This window comes from Roseobacter sp. HKCC-CH-9351, from assembly GCF_037830295.1.
Lineage (GTDB): Bacteria > Pseudomonadota > Alphaproteobacteria > Rhodobacterales > Rhodobacteraceae > M30B80.
Window position 1 is genome coordinate 1,746,915 of record NZ_JBBLYM010000001.1, and the last position, 15,191, is coordinate 1,762,105.

15 protein-coding genes and 1 tRNA gene are annotated in these 15,191 nt (G+C 57.1%); 13 read left to right on the top strand and 3 right to left on the bottom strand.

Annotated features, from left to right (window positions below):
* Positions 1-8: 8 nt before the first annotated feature.
* From AAC632_RS08755 to eda, 4 genes are all read left to right on the top strand, one after another.
* The gene (locus tag AAC632_RS08755) at positions 9-1,661 is read left to right on the top strand and encodes an alpha-amylase family glycosyl hydrolase (protein ID WP_340296823.1); all 1,653 of its coding nucleotides are present in this window, start codon (positions 9-11) and stop codon (positions 1,659-1,661) included.
* 34 nt (positions 1,662-1,695) lie between these two features.
* A complete protein-coding gene (locus tag AAC632_RS08760; RefSeq protein ID WP_340296821.1) occupies positions 1,696-2,829 on the top strand; it encodes an ABC transporter ATP-binding protein in 1,134 nt (377 codons plus the stop codon).
* 71 nt (positions 2,830-2,900) lie between these two features.
* Positions 2,901-4,706: a phosphogluconate dehydratase gene (gene edd, locus AAC632_RS08765; RefSeq protein ID WP_340296819.1), complete on the top strand. Its 1,806-nt coding sequence runs from the start codon at positions 2,901-2,903 to the stop codon at positions 4,704-4,706.
* Positions 4,707-4,724: 18 nt separating this feature from the next.
* Positions 4,725-5,366 (top strand): bifunctional 4-hydroxy-2-oxoglutarate aldolase/2-dehydro-3-deoxy-phosphogluconate aldolase, encoded by a 642-nt coding sequence (gene eda, locus AAC632_RS08770; protein ID WP_340296817.1) that lies wholly within the window; start codon positions 4,725-4,727, stop codon positions 5,364-5,366.
* On the opposite strand, the gene AAC632_RS08775 is transcribed toward eda, so the two are convergent.
* The gene (locus AAC632_RS08775; protein WP_340296815.1) at positions 5,363-5,731 is read right to left on the bottom strand and encodes an MmcQ/YjbR family DNA-binding protein; all 369 of its coding nucleotides are present in this window, start codon (positions 5,729-5,731) and stop codon (positions 5,363-5,365) included. The two genes, eda and AAC632_RS08775, sit on opposite strands and share 4 nt — an antisense overlap.
* A gap of 194 nt (positions 5,732-5,925) precedes the next feature.
* On the opposite strand from AAC632_RS08775, the gene cysS reads away from it, so the two are divergent.
* The 3 genes from cysS to AAC632_RS08790 all read left to right on the top strand — a co-directional run bounded on the left by cysS (position 5,926) and on the right by AAC632_RS08790 (position 9,777).
* Entirely contained in the window at positions 5,926-7,293 is a 1,368-nt protein-coding gene (gene cysS / locus AAC632_RS08780) for a cysteine--tRNA ligase (protein WP_340296814.1), read from the top strand.
* Between the two features lie 88 nt (positions 7,294-7,381).
* Complete coding sequence (gene cimA / locus AAC632_RS08785) at positions 7,382-9,004, top strand: citramalate synthase (protein ID WP_340296812.1); 1,623 nt, start codon at positions 7,382-7,384, stop codon at positions 9,002-9,004.
* Positions 9,001-9,777 carry a squalene/phytoene synthase family protein gene (locus AAC632_RS08790; RefSeq protein ID WP_340296810.1) on the top strand — a complete coding sequence of 259 codons (777 nt, stop codon included), beginning with the start codon at positions 9,001-9,003 and terminating at the stop codon, positions 9,775-9,777. The genes cimA and AAC632_RS08790 overlap by 4 nt, the downstream gene beginning before the upstream one ends.
* 2 nt (positions 9,778-9,779) lie before the next feature.
* Here the strand turns inward: AAC632_RS08790 and AAC632_RS08795 are convergent, their stop codons facing one another.
* Positions 9,780-10,997 (bottom strand): MFS transporter, encoded by a 1,218-nt coding sequence (locus AAC632_RS08795; protein WP_340296808.1) that lies wholly within the window; start codon positions 10,995-10,997, stop codon positions 9,780-9,782.
* A gap of 100 nt (positions 10,998-11,097) precedes the next feature.
* Between AAC632_RS08795 and AAC632_RS08800 the strand changes: the two genes are divergently transcribed.
* From AAC632_RS08800 to AAC632_RS08825, 6 genes are all read left to right on the top strand, one after another.
* Positions 11,098-11,724 carry a DNA-3-methyladenine glycosylase family protein gene (locus AAC632_RS08800; RefSeq protein WP_340296806.1) on the top strand — a complete coding sequence of 209 codons (627 nt, stop codon included), beginning with the start codon at positions 11,098-11,100 and terminating at the stop codon, positions 11,722-11,724.
* Positions 11,721-12,392, top strand: a complete 672-nt coding sequence (locus AAC632_RS08805) for an alpha/beta hydrolase (protein WP_340296804.1) — start codon at positions 11,721-11,723, stop codon at positions 12,390-12,392. Before AAC632_RS08800 ends, AAC632_RS08805 begins: the two co-directional genes overlap by 4 nt.
* A 187-nt stretch (positions 12,393-12,579) precedes the next feature.
* The gene (locus AAC632_RS08810) at positions 12,580-13,164 is read left to right on the top strand and encodes an HNH endonuclease (protein WP_340260767.1); all 585 of its coding nucleotides are present in this window, start codon (positions 12,580-12,582) and stop codon (positions 13,162-13,164) included.
* Positions 13,165-13,173: 9 nt separating this feature from the next.
* Positions 13,174-13,380, top strand: a complete 207-nt coding sequence (locus AAC632_RS08815) for a hypothetical protein (RefSeq protein ID WP_340296802.1) — start codon at positions 13,174-13,176, stop codon at positions 13,378-13,380.
* Entirely contained in the window at positions 13,340-14,011 is a 672-nt protein-coding gene (locus AAC632_RS08820) for a YdcF family protein (RefSeq protein WP_340296800.1), read from the top strand. The genes AAC632_RS08815 and AAC632_RS08820 overlap by 41 nt, the downstream gene beginning before the upstream one ends.
* Positions 14,012-14,048: 37 nt before the next feature.
* A tRNA-Leu gene (locus tag AAC632_RS08825) sits at positions 14,049-14,133 on the top strand.
* 15 nt (positions 14,134-14,148) lie between these two features.
* Here the strand turns inward: AAC632_RS08825 and AAC632_RS08830 are convergent.
* Positions 14,149-14,835 carry a haloacid dehalogenase type II gene (locus tag AAC632_RS08830; RefSeq protein ID WP_340296799.1) on the bottom strand — a complete coding sequence of 229 codons (687 nt, stop codon included), beginning with the start codon at positions 14,833-14,835 and terminating at the stop codon, positions 14,149-14,151.
* Positions 14,836-15,191: the final 356 nt, after the last annotated feature.

A 15,191-nucleotide genomic window follows, 5' to 3' on the forward strand; every position in this document is an offset into this window, starting at 1 on the left:
AGACATAAATGACAATCATGCCTGAAATTAACCCCAACGATATCCTTGGCATTGATAAGGATTGGTGGCGTGGTGCGGTGATCTATCAGATCTACCCGCGCAGCTATCAAGACAGCAATGATGATGGGATTGGCGATCTGGCGGGGATCATTCACCGCCTTGATCATATCGCAAGCCTTGGGGTGGACGCGATTTGGATCTCGCCATTCTTTAAATCCCCCATGCTTGATTTCGGCTATGATGTCTCGGATTACCGCGATGTCGATCCGATGTTCGGGACATTGGGTGATTTCGATGCGTTGATTGAAAAGGCGCATAATCTGGGCCTGAAGGTTCTGATTGATTTGGTGCTGTCGCACAGCTCGGATCAGCATCCTTGGTTTATCGAAAGCCGCGAAACCCGCGACAATCCAAAAGCGGATTGGTATGTGTGGGCCGATGCCAAGCCAGATGGCAGCCCACCCAATAACTGGTTGTCTATTTTCGGCGGCAGCGCGTGGGAATGGTCGCCCGAGCGGATGCAATATTACCTGCACAATTTCCTTGTCGAGCAGCCAGATTTGAACCTGCATAACCCAGATGTGCAGGATGCGCTTTTGGATGTGTGCCGCTTTTGGTTGGATCGGGGGGTTGATGGGTTCCGCCTTGATACGATCAATTTCTATTTCCATGACAAGCTGCTGCGCGATAATCCCGCGCTTGCGCCCGAGCGGCGGAATTTCACCATCGCGCCTGAGGTGAACCCCTATAATTGGCAAGATCACCTTTATGACAAAAACCAACCCGAGAATTTGGATTTCTTGCGCCGTATGCGCGCGGTGATGGACGAATATCCTGCTGCCACCGCCGTAGGCGAGGTGGGTGATGCGCAATATGGCCTTGAGATACAGTCACAATACACCTCAGGCGGTGATAAGGTGCATATGTGCTATAGCTTTGACTTCCTCTCAGGGGAGACGCCAAGCGCGGAAACCGTGGGCGCGGTCATTGAAAAGCAAGAGGCCAGCATTGGCGATGGTTGGGCCTGTTGGGCCTTTTCCAACCATGATGTGGTGCGCCATCCAACCCGTTGGAATTTGGATGAGGCAGGGCAGCGCGTCTTTGCGGCGCTTTTGTTGTCGCTGCGCGGTTCGGTTTGCCTGTATCAGGGCGAGGAATTGGGGCTGACCGAGGCCTATGTCGCCTTTGAAGAATTACAGGATCCCTATGGCATCCGCTTTTGGCCAAAATTTAAGGGCCGTGATGGCTGTCGCACGCCGATCCCATGGGTCAGCGACAATCACAATGGCGGGTTTAGCCAAAGCAAGCCATGGCTGCCTGTCGCGGTGGAGCATTTGCAGCGCTCGGTCGAGGCGCAGACCCGCCTTGAAGACAGCACTTTGGCCTTCTATCGCAACATGATCGCTTTGCGGAAATCTTTGCCTGAATTGGTCAAAGGGGAGTTTGAATTTGTCACCCATACGCAAGATGTGGTCGCGTTCTGGCGCAGATATCAGGGGCGCGCGGTTTTTTGTGCCTTCAACCTCAGTGGCGAGACGCGCGAGCTGCCACTGCCTGAGGGCGCATATGACGATATTTCCGCACCATTCCATGCAACGGTTGCGGGAGGCATGTTAACCTTGCCCGGCTATCAAGCATGGTTTGGCGCGCAGAACCGCTAAGGCGCGGCAAGGGTGTTCAAAAGGGGGGCTGAAGATGACCGATTTGAAACTGAGTGCCGTGGAAAAGGCCTATGGGAAGGTCGAGGTGCTGTCTGACATTGATCTTGAGATCAAGACGGGCGAATTGGTTGTTTTCGTTGGCCCCTCTGGCTGCGGGAAATCCACGCTGTTGCGGATGATCGCGGGGCTAGAGCGGATCACGGGCGGCACGTTGGAAATTGACGGGATTCGCGTCAATGATATGCCGCCCTCGCAACGTGGGATTGCGATGGTGTTCCAATCCTACGCGCTTTATCCGCATATGAGCGTCTATGATAATATGGCCTTTTCCCTGCGGATTGCAGGGCAGGGGAAAGAGGCCATTGACAAGGCCGTGCGCGCCGCTGCCGAGAAATTGCAGCTTGGCAGCTTGCTTGATCGCCTGCCCAAGCAATTGTCAGGCGGTCAGCGGCAGCGCGTGGCAATTGGCCGTGCCATTGTGCGCGACCCCAAAGTGTTCCTCTTTGACGAGCCTCTGTCGAACCTAGATGCGGCTTTGCGTGTGGCGACCCGTCTTGAGATCGCGCAGCTTAAAGAGGCGATGCCAGAAACCACCATGATCTATGTGACCCATGATCAGGTTGAAGCCATGACTTTGGCAAGCCGTATCGTGGTCTTGGCAGGTGGCGGTATTGCGCAGGTCGGTGCGCCGCTTGATCTCTACGAGCGGCCCAATTCCACATTCGTGGCGCGGTTTATCGGCAGCCCCGCGATGAACCTGCTCTCGGGTGAGGTGGTTGGCACAGGCAAAACCACCAAGATCCACACGGATCAAGGCGGCGGGATCATCACAGCCGCCATCCCGACCCAGAGGGGCGATGAAGGGATGAAGGTTGAGATTGGCATCCGTCCAGAAGATTTTGTCGCCGCCGAAGGGGATGATTTCGCTTTTGAGGGGCGTGTCGGCATCACCGAGGCGCTTGGCGAAGTGACGCTTCTCTATTTCGACAGCAAAGGCAGCACGGGCGATGATCCTGTGATTGCAAAACTTTCGGGGATTCACCCCTCAAAGCGCGGGGAAGTTCTGCGACTGGGTGCAGCACCTCAGAAAATTCACCTTTTCCACAAGGGAATTTCGCTGCTTTATCGCGGTGAAAAGGTGTTTTTGCCGAATGTAGCCCCGCATTGAGTGCGATTTTCCTCTGGCATAGTTAGCGCTAACATATTATAGCAAGCCTCAGAAGATGGAGGTTTTTGTCTATGTCCTTGGATACCCGTATCGAAGCTGTCACCGCGCGGATCATTGCGCGCTCGCAAGGGCCGCGTAAGACCTATCTGGATCGGATGCGTGCAGCGGCCGCCGATGGCCCGCGCCGTGCGCATTTGACCTGTGGCAATCAGGCCCATGCCTATGCGGCGATGGAGGGGGACAAGGATCCTTTGGTGGCGGCACGCGCGCCTAATCTTGGGATTGTGACCGCCTATAACGATATGCTTTCCGCGCATAAGCCCTTTGAGGCTTTCCCCGAACGGATTAAGGCCGCAGCGCGGGCCAACGGGGCCACGGCGCAGGTTGCGGGCGGTGTGCCTGCCATGTGCGATGGGGTCACCCAAGGGCAGGTGGGGATGGAGCTAAGCTTGTTCTCCCGCGATGTAATCGCCTTGGCCGCGGGTGTCGCGTTAAGCCATAACACCTTTGACGCGGCAATTTATTTGGGCGTTTGCGATAAAATCGTCCCCGGTTTGGTGATTTCAGCGGCAACATTTGGCTATTTGCCATCCATCTTTTTGCCTGCAGGGCCGATGACCAGTGGTCTACCCAATGATGAAAAGGCGAAGGTGCGCCAGAAATTCGCCGCAGGCGAGGTCGGGCGCGAGGAATTGATGAAGGCCGAGATGGCCTCTTATCATGGGCCAGGCACCTGCACTTTTTATGGCACGGCCAATTCCAACCAAATGCTGATGGAATTTATGGGTCTGCATTTGCCAGGCGCCAGTTTCGTGAACCCGCATACGCCCTTGCGCGATGCGCTGACCGATGCAGGGGTTGGGCAGGTGGCTAAGATCACCGCGCTTGGGGATCAGTATCGCCCTGTTTGCGATATTCTGGATGAAAAGGCCTTTGTGAACGGTCTTGTTGGGTTGATGGCCGCAGGCGGGTCGACCAATTTGGTCATCCATTTGGTTGCCATGGCCCGCGCGGCGGGTGTAATCCTAGAGCCGCAGGATTTCGCGGATATCTCTGCTGCAACGCCGCTGATGGCGCGGGTCTATCCCAATGGGTTGGCCGATGTGAACCATTTCCACGCTGCGGGCGGTTTGGGCTTTATGATTGGCGAATTGCTCGATGCGGGCTTATTGCACCCCGACACCCAGACAGTGATGGGGCAGGGTTTGGCCCATTACACGCAAGAGCCAAAACTAAGCGATGGCGTGGTGGTGTATCAGGCAGGGCCCAAGACCACGCTGAACGAAAAAATTCTGCGCCCTGCGAAGGATGCCTTCCAAAGCACAGGCGGGCTTGTGGCGCTTAAGGGCAATTTGGGCGAAGGTGTGATGAAGGTGTCCGCTGTCGCCCCTGAGCGTCAGGTGATCGAAGCCCCCGCCGCAATTTTCCATGATCAAGCCTCAGTCAAAGCGGCGTTTCAGTCAGGCGATTTGAACCGCGATGTTGTGGTCGTGGTGCGGTTTCAAGGGCCAAAGGCCAACGGGATGCCAGAATTGCACAACCTGACACCGATTTTGGCGGTGTTGCAGGATCGCGGCCATAAGGTGGCCTTGGTGACGGATGGCCGTATGTCGGGCGCATCGGGCAAAGTGCCTGCCGCAATCCATGTAAGCCCCGAGGCGTTGGATGGTGGTTTCCTTGCGCGGTTGCAGGAGGGCGATATGATCCGCGTGGATGGTATCAAAGGCGTGCTTGAGGCTCTGGTGCCTGATCTGGCAGATCGCGCCGCTGTCACACCTGATCTCGGCGCCAATGGCCACGGGATTGGCCGTGAATTGTTTGAAATCTTCCGCGCCCATGCTGGCCCCGCCTCAAGCGGTGCTGGTGTTGTCGTGTAGAAAAGGGAAGGGGGTTCCATGACACCGCAAGATCAATCAAAATTCGCGCGGGGCCTTGCGGCCCACGCCCCCATCATTCCCGTTTTGGTGATCGAGGATCTCGCCCATGCGGTGCCTTTGGCCCGTGCCTTGGTCGCGGGTGGTCTGCCTGTGCTTGAGGTCACATTACGCAGCGCCTGTGCCTTGGATGCCATCGCCGCCATGTCTGAGGTTGAGGGTGGGATTGTGGGCGCAGGCACGATCTTGACCCCTGCCGATATGAAGGCTGCAAAGGCCGCAGGGGCGCGTTTTGCGGTTAGCCCCGGCGCGACAGATCGTGTCTTGGCCGCGGCAGAAGATGAGGCGCTGCCGCTTCTTCCAGGCACTGTCACCGCGTCCGAGGTGATGGCGCTTTATGAGCGCGGCTATGATATGCTGAAATTCTTCCCCGCCGAGGCGGTTGGCGGGGCGCCTGCGTTGAAATCCATCGGCGGGCCAATCCCGCAAGTGGCCTTTTGCCCCACGGGTGGGATCAGCCTTGCCAATGCGCCAAGCTATCTGAGCCTGTCCAACGTGCTGTGCGCAGGCGGATCATGGGTCGCGCCAAAGGCGGCCATGGCCGCAGGGGATTGGGAGGCAATCACCTGCCTTGCGCGCGAAGCGGCGGCATTGCCCCGTTAACCCTTGAATTGCGCCGCATCAAAGGGCGGCAGGCTGGCCTGTTGGTTTGGATTTAATTCTGCCCGAACCTGCGCATAGCTTTGCGTGATATAGCGGCGCAGTTCATGCGGGCTTGTGTTGCGCCACTCAACCATCACCCAGCCCCCGCTTTTGAGATAGGGGGCAGAGACGGCCTTGCCTTGTTGGATCATTTTTTGCGCCTCTTGGGCCGATCTTGCGCGGATAGACACGCCCGTGCTGCCTTTGGTGTAAGCAGCAAACATCTTCTCGGCCACTGTCCAGACATACATGTCGGGGCCAAATGGCTCAGCCAGGCGCGCACCAGGCAGGAATTTGCAATGGCGCTCGACAAACTCTTCAAACATGGCCCTAAAAATGTGCAATTTCTTATCAAATGCAAGGAATTTATGCGGCACTTGCCTGCGGGTTGGGTTGCGTTGACGGGAACGGGCGCGCGAAGGGTTATTTTCAATTCCAAAACAACCTGATAGGGCAATGGCGCTAATACTGCTGTGGCCGCAGTGCCGCCTCAGGCTCAGGGAGAGGGGCAATCTAAGCGATGGGTGAGATCAAGCTTCGCAATTCTATGACGCGCAAAATCGAGGTTTTCGCCCCGATTGATCCAACGAATCTGCGCCTCTATGTTTGCGGGCCAACTGTCTATGACCGCGCCCATCTCGGCAATGCCCGCCCTGCGATTGTGTTTGATGTGCTGTTTCGGTTGCTGTGCCATGTCTACGGCAAGGATCATGTCACCTATGTGCGCAATTTCACCGATGTGGATGACAAGATCAACGCGAAGGCCCGTGAAACAGGGCGTGCGATTGGCGAGATCACCGAGGCAACCATCGGTTGGTATCACGCGGATATGGATGCCATCGGCGTCTTGCGCCCCACCCATGAGCCGCGCGCAACCGAATATATCCCGCAGATGATCGCGATGATCGAAAACCTGATCGCCAAGGGTCACGCCTATGCGGCTGAAGGGCATGTGCTGTTTTCTGTTGGCTCTTATCCTGACTATGGCCGCCTGTCAGGGCGCACAGTCGAGGATATGATCGCAGGCGCGCGGGTCGAAGTGGCGCCCTATAAACGCGATGCGATGGATTTCGTGCTGTGGAAACCATCCGATGCGGACACGCCCGGATGGGGAAGCCCATGGGGGTATGGCCGTCCGGGGTGGCATATTGAATGTTCGGCCATGAGCCATGAATTGCTGGGGCCGCATTTCGATATCCATGGCGGCGGCAATGATCTGATGTTCCCGCATCATGAGAACGAGATCGCGCAAAGCTGCTGCGCCCATCAAGGCGCGGGCTTTGCCAATATTTGGATGCATAATGAAATGCTGCAGGTCGAGGGAAAGAAAATGTCCAAATCTTTGGGCAATTTCTTCACCGTGCGCGATTTGCTGGATCAGGGCGTGCCGGGCGAGGTGATCCGCTTCGTGATGCTGTCTACGCATTATTCGAAGCCCATGGATTGGACAGCGAAGAAGGCGGTGGAGGCGGAGAAGACGCTGCGCAAATGGTATGCACAGGCCGCTGATGCGCCGCAGGCCCCTGTGCCTGACGCGATGCTTGCGGCGCTGTTTGATGATTTGAACACACCCCTCGCGATTACGGCCTTGCATCAGATTTCGCAGTCTGGGGATGCTGCATCCTTGGGCGCGGGCCTCTCGATTTTGGGTCTAGCCTCTGTCGGGGTGCCTGATTGGGCAGCCTCCCCCGATGTTGATCTTTCGGCATTGGAGGCGCAGTTGTTTGCCGTGCGTCAGACTGCAATGGAGACTAAAGATTTCGCGCCTGTTGACGCGCTGAAATCTGCCCTGACCGATGCGGGGGTCGAGGTGCGGATGAGTAAGGAAGGGGTCGAGTTGATCCCGACCGCGAATTTTGACCCGTTGAAATTGGAAGGTCTGTTGTGAGTGGCCTTTGGAACAGAACTGCGCCCGCCCTTTGGGGGGCGGTGCGGGCGCTGCCTGCGCTTTGCGCAGGCATAACATGGGGGGCAACATGACCCGCGATCGCCTCTATCTCTACGACACCACCTTGCGGGACGGGCAGCAAACCCAAGGGGTGCAATTCTCCACCCAAGACAAGTTGCGCATCGCGGCGATGCTAGATGATCTGGGTGTGGATTATATCGAAGGTGGCTGGCCCGGCGCGAACCCCACGGACAGTGCCTTTTTCGAAGCGGTGCCTGAGACCCGTGCAATCATGGCGGCCTTTGGTATGACCAAACGCGCAGGCCGCTCTGCCGCGAATGATGATGTTCTGGCGGGCGTGATGAATGCGGGCACGGCTGCGGTTTGTCTGGTGGGCAAAACCCATGATTTCCATGTGACCGAGGCGCTTGGGATCAGCCTTGAAGAAAACCTCGAAAATATCCGCGCTTCCATCTTCCATCTCGTGGCCGCAGGGCGCGAGGCGCTTTTTGATGCAGAACATTTCTTTGATGGCTATAAGGCCAATCCAGATTATGCATTGGCCGCCATTCACGCGGCGCACGATGCAGGGGCGCGGTGGATCGTTCTGTGCGATACGAATGGCGGCACTTTGCCTGATGAGATTGGCCAGATCACGCGGGCGGTAATCGCCTCTGGCGTGGCGGGGGATCGTTTGGGCATTCATACCCATAATGACACCGAAACCGCCGTTGCGGGCAGTTTGGCCGCGATAGATGCGGGCGCGCGCCATGTTCAAGGCACGCTCAATGGTTTGGGCGAGCGCTGCGGCAATGCCAATCTGACAACGCTGATTGCGACCCTGCTTCTGAAAGAACCCTATTGCAGCCAATATGAAATTCGTGTCGGCGAAGCAGGGTTGAAAAACCTGACCCGTGCCTCGCGCTTATTGGATGAAATTCTCAATCGCGTGCCACAGCGCCAAGCCCCCTATGTGGGAAGCTCCGCCTTTGCGCATAAGGCGGGTTTGCATGCTTCGGCAATCCTGAAAAACCCCGCCACTTATGAACATATCCAGCCCGAGTTGGTCGGAAATGCGCGGGTGATCCCGATGTCAAACCAAGCGGGGCAATCCAATCTGCGCCGCCGCCTGAGCGAGGCGGGGATCATGGTGGATGATGGTGACCCCGCGCTTGGCCAAATCCTAGAGGAGATCAAAGCGCGCGAGGCGGCAGGGTATTCCTATGACACCGCCCAAGCGAGTTTCGAATTGCTTGCGCGGCGCGCCCTTGGCCAGATGCCCCGCTTTTTTGAGGTCAAACGCTATCGCGTGACTGTTGAACGGCGCAAAAACAAATATGACAAGATGGTCAGCCTTTCCGAGGCGGTCGTGGTTGTGAAAATTGGCGATCAGAAAATGTTGTCTGTCTCTGAAAGCATGGATGAGACAGGATCAGATCGCGGGCCCGTAAATGCGCTCTCCAAAGCCTTGGCCAAGGATTTGGGGCCGTATCAAAGCTATATCGACACGATCCGTCTGGTTGATTTCAAAGTGCGGATCACCCAAGGGGGCACCGAGGCGGTTACGCGTGTCATCATTGACAGCGAAGATGATACAGGGCGGCGTTGGTCGACTGTGGGCGTTTCTGCGAATATCGTGGATGCGAGTTTCGAGGCGCTTTTGGATGCGGCGCATTGGAAACTGATCCAAGACGGGGCGCCTGCATCATGAGCCAAGATTTGGCGCGGCTTGCAAGCGTGATCGAGCGTGGCGATCCTGAGCGGTTCTTGGCCGTGATGGCCGCGCCGCCCGATCTGCGCGCCCGTCTTTTTGCAATTTATGCGGTAAATTTGGAAATTGCGCGCGCGCCCTATGCCTCGCCTGAGCCATTGGTGGCACAGATGCGCTTGCAATTTTGGGCAGATCTGTCCGATGCATTACAGGCGGGGCGGGCCTTGCCTGCGCATGAATGGGCGGCCCCTTTGGCGGCCAGTTTGCCCGCGCGTGATGCGGGGCTTTTGTCCGATCTTGTGGCGGCACGGATGCGCGACACCACCAAGGATGGCTTCGCAAATGAGGCCGCGTTCAGCGCCTATATCGAGGCCACGGGGGCAGGGCTTTTGTGGATGGCTGCGCGCAGTTTGGGGGTGCAGGACATGTTCGAGCCTGCCATTCGTGCGATAGGTTGGGCCATGGGGTTGGCCAATTATCTGCGCGCGATCCCCGCGCTTGAGGAAAAGGGGCATGCCCCTTTGCATGATGGTCGCCCGTCCACTGTGGCCCATTTGGCGCGAATGGGGCTTGGTAAATTGCGCGCCGCGCGCATAGAGCGGGGGATGATCCCCGCCCATGTGACGCCCGCGCTATACGCGGCATGGCTGGCAGAGCCTATTTTGAAAAAGGCGGCTGCTCATCCTGCCCTTGTCGCGCGAGGCGGGCTAGAGCCATCAGAGGCAGGAAAGCGTCTGCGCCTTGCCTATGTTTCCCTGACAGGGCGCTGGTAGGGTCAGGCGGCGGCCTCATCAGCGGGGCGCAGCACAAGCCAGATTAGGGCAGCGCCTGCGAGGGCCAAAAACGGGATAATTGCGATATTGACCGCATTCCACCCTGCAAGGGTGGTTTCCCCCAAAGACATCAAAACCCCTGATGACAGTGATGCAAGGGTGACGCAGCCAAAGACCAGAAAATCATTCAAGCCCTGCACGCGTCCCCGCTCATGCGCAGGATGGGCTTGGGTCAGCATGGCGGTTGCGCCGATAAACCCAAAATTCCAACCAATGCCCAAAAGAACAAGCGCGATAAAGAAATTCTTCAATTCAACGCCCATCAAGGCCACCACGCCCGCAAGTGCGAGTAAGAATAGGCCAAGCGCCACAACCCGCACCGCGCCAAATCGCGCGATAACATGGCCCGTGAAAAACGAGGGGGCATACATCGCGATCACATGGGCCGAGACGATATCTGCGGCGGTTCCGGTCGGAAACCCGCATCCGACAACGGCCAAAGGGGTCGATGTCATCATCAAATTCATCAAAGCGTAGGAAACCATGCCGCAGATAATCGCAACGGCGATTTTCGGGTCGCGTAGCAATTCGCGGCGGCTGCGGGCCTGCGGCGCATCCGCGCTTGGGGCTTTGGGGGGTGGCACATCGAGGAAGAAGAACAAGGTGACACCGATGAGATTGATCAAAACCACAGAAAGGTAAGTGCCCAGAAAGGGCACAACAGTAGCGTCGGACGTGAATTTGACCAATTGCGGCCCGATCAATGCCGACAGAAGACCGCCCGCCATGACGTAGGAAATGGCGCGCGGGCGAAAATCGTCCGAGGCGCTATCTGCTGCGGCAAAGCGGTAAAACCCATGCGCCGACATATAAATGCCCGTCAGATATGAGCCGATTAAGAAGACCGCGAAATTGTCGAGATAGAGGCCTAAACTGGCAATGCCCGCCCCTAAGGCCCCGCCAAGCGCGCCAACAAAGAACCCAACCCGCCGTCCATATTTCTGCATGAGCGCCGACAACCATGGTGCAGTGGTCATCGAGCCAAAGACGATCAAAGAAATCGGGATTGTGGCCAATGCGGGGCTTGGTGCGATCATCAGGCCCGCAAGCCCGCCCACCACAAAGATCATCGGCATTTGCGCGCCAAGGAAGGCCTGCGCAAGGATCAAAACGAAAACATTGCGTTTGGCGGCGCGATCATCAATTTGAGCAGTGGTCATTGGATATATTCATTCTTTGGCACATATGGCCACTGGGCTATGCCTTTATGCGCATCAGGTCTAGGGTGGAATGCAAGATTTTGCTGCGACAGGTTGAACAATGGATCAGGCTTATCATCTCAAAGACGAAAATTTGCTGTCTGATGGGTTGGCCGCCCTGTGCCAGATTGAAGCTGCTTTTGCCAGTGTTGATCCTGCCAGCGTCACCTTGCGATCAAGAGAGGCGGGGTTTGTGGCCCTCGCCAAGGCGATTATCTCGCAGCAGGTTTCAGTGGCCAGTGCTAATGCGATCACCGCGCGCCTTGCAGAGGCGGGAATGTTACAGCCAGATGCGGTTTTGGCAGCATCCGAGGCCGATTTGCGCGCGCTTGGCCTCAGCCGTCAAAAGGCAGGGTATATGCGCGCTTTGGCCGAGGCGCGGATTGATTACGCGCGGCTGCACAGCCAAAGCACCGATGAGGTGGTGGCCGCTTTGACCGCTGTCAAAGGGATTGGCCGTTGGACGGCAGAAATTTACGCGATGTTTGCCCTTGGCCATTCTGATGCCTTCGCCGCGGGTGATTTGGCCCTGCAAGAGGCGGCGCGCGTGTTGTTTGATCTGCCGCAGCGGCCAGATGAGCGCCGCTTGCGCGCCATGGCGGCGCCTTGGTCGCCGCATCGGGCCATTGCTGCGCGGGCGCTCTGGGGCTACTACCATATGGTCAAAGAACGTGAGGGGGTCGCATGACGCGCGCATTGGATTATAAAAGCAGCGAGCCGCAGTCAGGCTATATCGCCCGCGCGGTGATTTTCGTCCATGGCTATGGCGCGGATGGGGCTGATCTTTTGGGATTGGCCGATCCGATGGCCCCACATCTGCCTGACACAATTTTCATCGCCCCTAATGCGCCCGAGGCCTGTTCGGTTAATCCGATGGGGTATCAATGGTTCCCGATCCCGTGGATTGATGGCTCATCCGAGGAGGATGCCCGCGCAGGGCTTGCGCGGGCCTTTGATGATTTCAATGCGTTTTTGGAACAGGTGATGGAAGAGAATAACCTGACACCGCGCGATGTAGCCTTGGTTGGGTTTTCGCAAGGCACGATGTTGAGCTTACATGTCGCGCCGCGCCTGGAAGATAGCCTGCGCGCAGTGGTTGGGTTTTCGGGCCGCTTGTTGCAGCCAGAACGCCTGAAAGAGGAGGCGGAGTGTCGCCCGCCCGTATTGCTGATCCATGGCGATCAAGATGATGTTGTCCCCCCACAAGCCTTGCCCGAGGCCGCAGAGGCGCTGCAAGAAGCAGGCTGGCGTGAGGTTTATGCCCATATCATGCGGGGCACAGGGCATGGGATTGCGCCCGATGGGTTGCAGGTTTGTCTGGCCTTTTTGCGCGATAAATTCGGGCTCGAAGATTAGACGCACGGGGTGGGTGCCTCCAATGTCACAAAAGTGACGTTCAGTTTCGTTACTCTTGGGATTGTGACCACATAGATGAAGGGGCTTGCCAGATTGCAATGCCCATATATAGTGGGATCAATGCTGGAGCGGGGCTCCCGCTCCGGTGCTTGAGGCGCAGGCAAACAGAGCGGAGACGGAGTCACTCATGGATGGCGATTTCAGGACGGAATTTACGCGCGAACCCGCATCGCTAAAGCAACACCCTGCTTTGGTGCTGAACGCGGATTACCGCCCCCTGTCTTATTATCCTTTATCCCTTTGGCCGTGGCAGGAAGCGGTCAAGGCGGTATGGTTGGATCGGGTGGATATTGTGGCTGAGTATGACACCTTCGTTCATTCGCCAACGACAAAGATCAAAATCCCCTCTGTTGTTGTTCTCAAAGATTATGTGAAACCTCAAAAGCGCGTGGCCTTCACGCGCTTTAATCTTTTTTTACGGGATCAATTTTCTTGCCAATATTGCGGCTCGCGCGGGGATTTGACCTTTGATCACGTTGTGCCGCGCGCGCGAGGGGGCGTTACATCATGGGAAAATGTAGTGGCGGCCTGTGGACGGTGTAACCTGCGCAAAGGGGCAAAAAACCTGCGTCAGGCGGGTATGAGCCTGCGCCAAGCCCCGCGTCAACCGGGGGCGGAGGAGCTGCGCAATTTGGGCCGAAAATTTCCACCCAATTATCTGCATGAAAGTTGGTTGGATTTCCTGTACTGGGATGCAGAACTCGAAGCGTGAAAGGCTGAGATGGGGGAAGACCTTTTTTACCTCGCGTCTAAACTGATGCGGTTCGCGCTCTATGTTGAGTTATGGCCACATATCTTGGGGGGGCTTGGGGTGATGGCGCTGCTTGTGCGGTGGCGGCGTGCCGCTTTGGTTCTGGCTCTTATCGCTTGGTTTTGTGGGGTTTGTGATGGCCGCGCCTGTGGATCGTTGGATTGCAGGGCCGCTTGAGACGCGTTTTATGGCCAATCCTGATCTGACAGGGGCGTGCGGTGTTTTGCTGATGACGGGGGCCGAGAATACGGATCGCACCGCCCGCACGGGCCTCGTCAATACGGGCGAGGCGGCGGATCGTATTTTGGCGAGCATTGCCTTGGCCCATGCTCTGCCGAATGTGCCTGTGATTGTGGCAGGTGGGCAGGGGCGGCTTGACCTTCAAGGCCATTCTTTGAGTGAGGCTGAAGTCAGCGCAAGGGCCATTCGTGAGGCCGGGATTGCAGCTGAGCGCCTCACCCTCGAATCGCAAAGTCGCAATTCAGCCGAGTCAGCGATGAATGTCGCCGCGATTACCCGTGAGATCACCCCCGATTTGGCCAATCAGAATTGGATCATCGTGACATCGGCGATGCATATGCCGCGCGCAATCTCTAGCTTTTGTGCGGCGGGGTGGCGCAGTTTGATTCCTTATCCCGTGGATCATAGTCCGACGGCGGATCAGTGGTTTTCTGGGGAATATTGCGATAAGGTCGCGGTTATGCGGCGCGCATTGCATGAGCGGGTCGGGGCTTTGGTCTATCGCTTTACAGGGCGCGCGGTGAGCGAAGATCAAACTTTCGCACTTGGCTGCGTGTTGACCCGTTGACGCGCCCCCGCGCGCGGTATAGGACGCGTTGCACAGAGCCCGAGTGGCGGAATTGGTAGACGCAGTGGATTCAAAATCCACCGCCTAACGGCTTGCCGGTTCGAGTCCGGCCTCGGGTACCAAGCTCTTTTTTTCTCTTATCCCCAACGCGCAATGATCTGATCTGTCAGATCGGTCATATCGCGCGCGATGATGTCGGGTTGCGGTATTTCCGCAATCGGCAAGGGCGCATTGCCTGTGCGGTGCAAAAACGCGCCGCGATAGCCGCAGGCCTGTGCGCCGATCGTATCCCAGATATGGCAGGCAATCATACACAACTGAGCAGGGGCAAGGTTCAGCGATGTGGCGAGATGTTCATAAACCACGGGGGCGGGTTTGAAGGCTGCAATCTCAGCCACGCTGAAATTTCCGTCAAAAAAGCAGTCTAGCCCCGCGCGAAACAGGGCCGATTCTGCGCCAAGGGGGGAGTTGGTCAGTGTGACCAACCGAAAACCCGCCGCACGCAAGCGCGTTAATCCTGCCTCCACATCCCCATGGGGCGGTATATGTGTCAGGGCATGGCCAAGCGCCGCTGTATCATCCTTGTGAACCACGATGCCTTTTACTGTGGCCAGCATTGTAAAGACCGCTATGCCCAGTTCACCAAACGGGCGGTAGTGACCCGCGAATGTCAGGGTTTGGGAATAAAGAATCAATTCAGAAAACCAGACCCGCATCATGGCCGCATCGCCAAAGGCGCGGGCAAACACAGGTTCAAGCGTTGTCAGGTCAAGCAATGTTTCATTGACGTCAAAGACGAGGGTCGGGCGGTCAGTGGTGTGCATGGGGCCTCACAAAGCGGGAATGGGCGCAATCAGCCTAGCGCGTGATCTGCGCCATGGCAAAACCAAGTCAGCCTTCGATGTTTTGCGCGTGCGGGGCCCCGTCAAACTTGGCCCAAGTGAGAAACATTCTGTTTCTCTTCAGCCACGTTGGGGGGATGTGGGCCTGAATCTCGTGGCAGCACTTGGGATTTGGGGGCTGCTCTCAATGTCACCTTGGGGAAGCCACATTGAGAGCAGCGGGGTATTAGGGGTGCCTTTATGTTTAGGGCTTTACGGCTATTGACACCAATTGTCGAAAGTATGGGGTTGGTTATCCTTTGCTGCATCTTCACGCTTTCGCACCCGTTGCAGGCGGG

What these genes read in the sequence shown, in the direction of transcription:
- AAC632_RS08815 (WP_340296802.1), top strand. Translation starts at nt 13,174, where the DNA reads ATGGGGGAAGACCTTTTTTACCTCGCGTCTAAACTGATGCGGTTCGCG.
- AAC632_RS08830 (WP_340296799.1), bottom strand. Translation starts at nt 14,835, where the DNA reads ATGCACACCACTGACCGCCCGACCCTCGTCTTTGACGTCAATGAAACA.
- cimA (WP_340296812.1), top strand. Translation starts at nt 7,382, where the DNA reads ATGACCCGCGATCGCCTCTATCTCTACGACACCACCTTGCGGGACGGG.
- AAC632_RS08800 (WP_340296806.1), top strand. Translation starts at nt 11,098, where the DNA reads ATGGATCAGGCTTATCATCTCAAAGACGAAAATTTGCTGTCTGATGGG.
- AAC632_RS08805 (WP_340296804.1), top strand. Translation starts at nt 11,721, where the DNA reads ATGACGCGCGCATTGGATTATAAAAGCAGCGAGCCGCAGTCAGGCTAT.
- edd (WP_340296819.1), top strand. Translation starts at nt 2,901, where the DNA reads ATGTCCTTGGATACCCGTATCGAAGCTGTCACCGCGCGGATCATTGCG.
- AAC632_RS08775 (WP_340296815.1), bottom strand. Translation starts at nt 5,731, where the DNA reads ATGTTTGAAGAGTTTGTCGAGCGCCATTGCAAATTCCTGCCTGGTGCG.
- AAC632_RS08795 (WP_340296808.1), bottom strand. Translation starts at nt 10,997, where the DNA reads ATGACCACTGCTCAAATTGATGATCGCGCCGCCAAACGCAATGTTTTC.
- AAC632_RS08790 (WP_340296810.1), top strand. Translation starts at nt 9,001, where the DNA reads ATGAGCCAAGATTTGGCGCGGCTTGCAAGCGTGATCGAGCGTGGCGAT.
- AAC632_RS08760 (WP_340296821.1), top strand. Translation starts at nt 1,696, where the DNA reads ATGACCGATTTGAAACTGAGTGCCGTGGAAAAGGCCTATGGGAAGGTC.
- AAC632_RS08755 (WP_340296823.1), top strand. Translation starts at nt 9, where the DNA reads ATGACAATCATGCCTGAAATTAACCCCAACGATATCCTTGGCATTGAT.
- eda (WP_340296817.1), top strand. Translation starts at nt 4,725, where the DNA reads ATGACACCGCAAGATCAATCAAAATTCGCGCGGGGCCTTGCGGCCCAC.
- AAC632_RS08820 (WP_340296800.1), top strand. Translation starts at nt 13,340, where the DNA reads ATGGCCGCGCCTGTGGATCGTTGGATTGCAGGGCCGCTTGAGACGCGT.
- cysS (WP_340296814.1), top strand. Translation starts at nt 5,926, where the DNA reads ATGGGTGAGATCAAGCTTCGCAATTCTATGACGCGCAAAATCGAGGTT.
- AAC632_RS08810 (WP_340260767.1), top strand. Translation starts at nt 12,580, where the DNA reads ATGGATGGCGATTTCAGGACGGAATTTACGCGCGAACCCGCATCGCTA.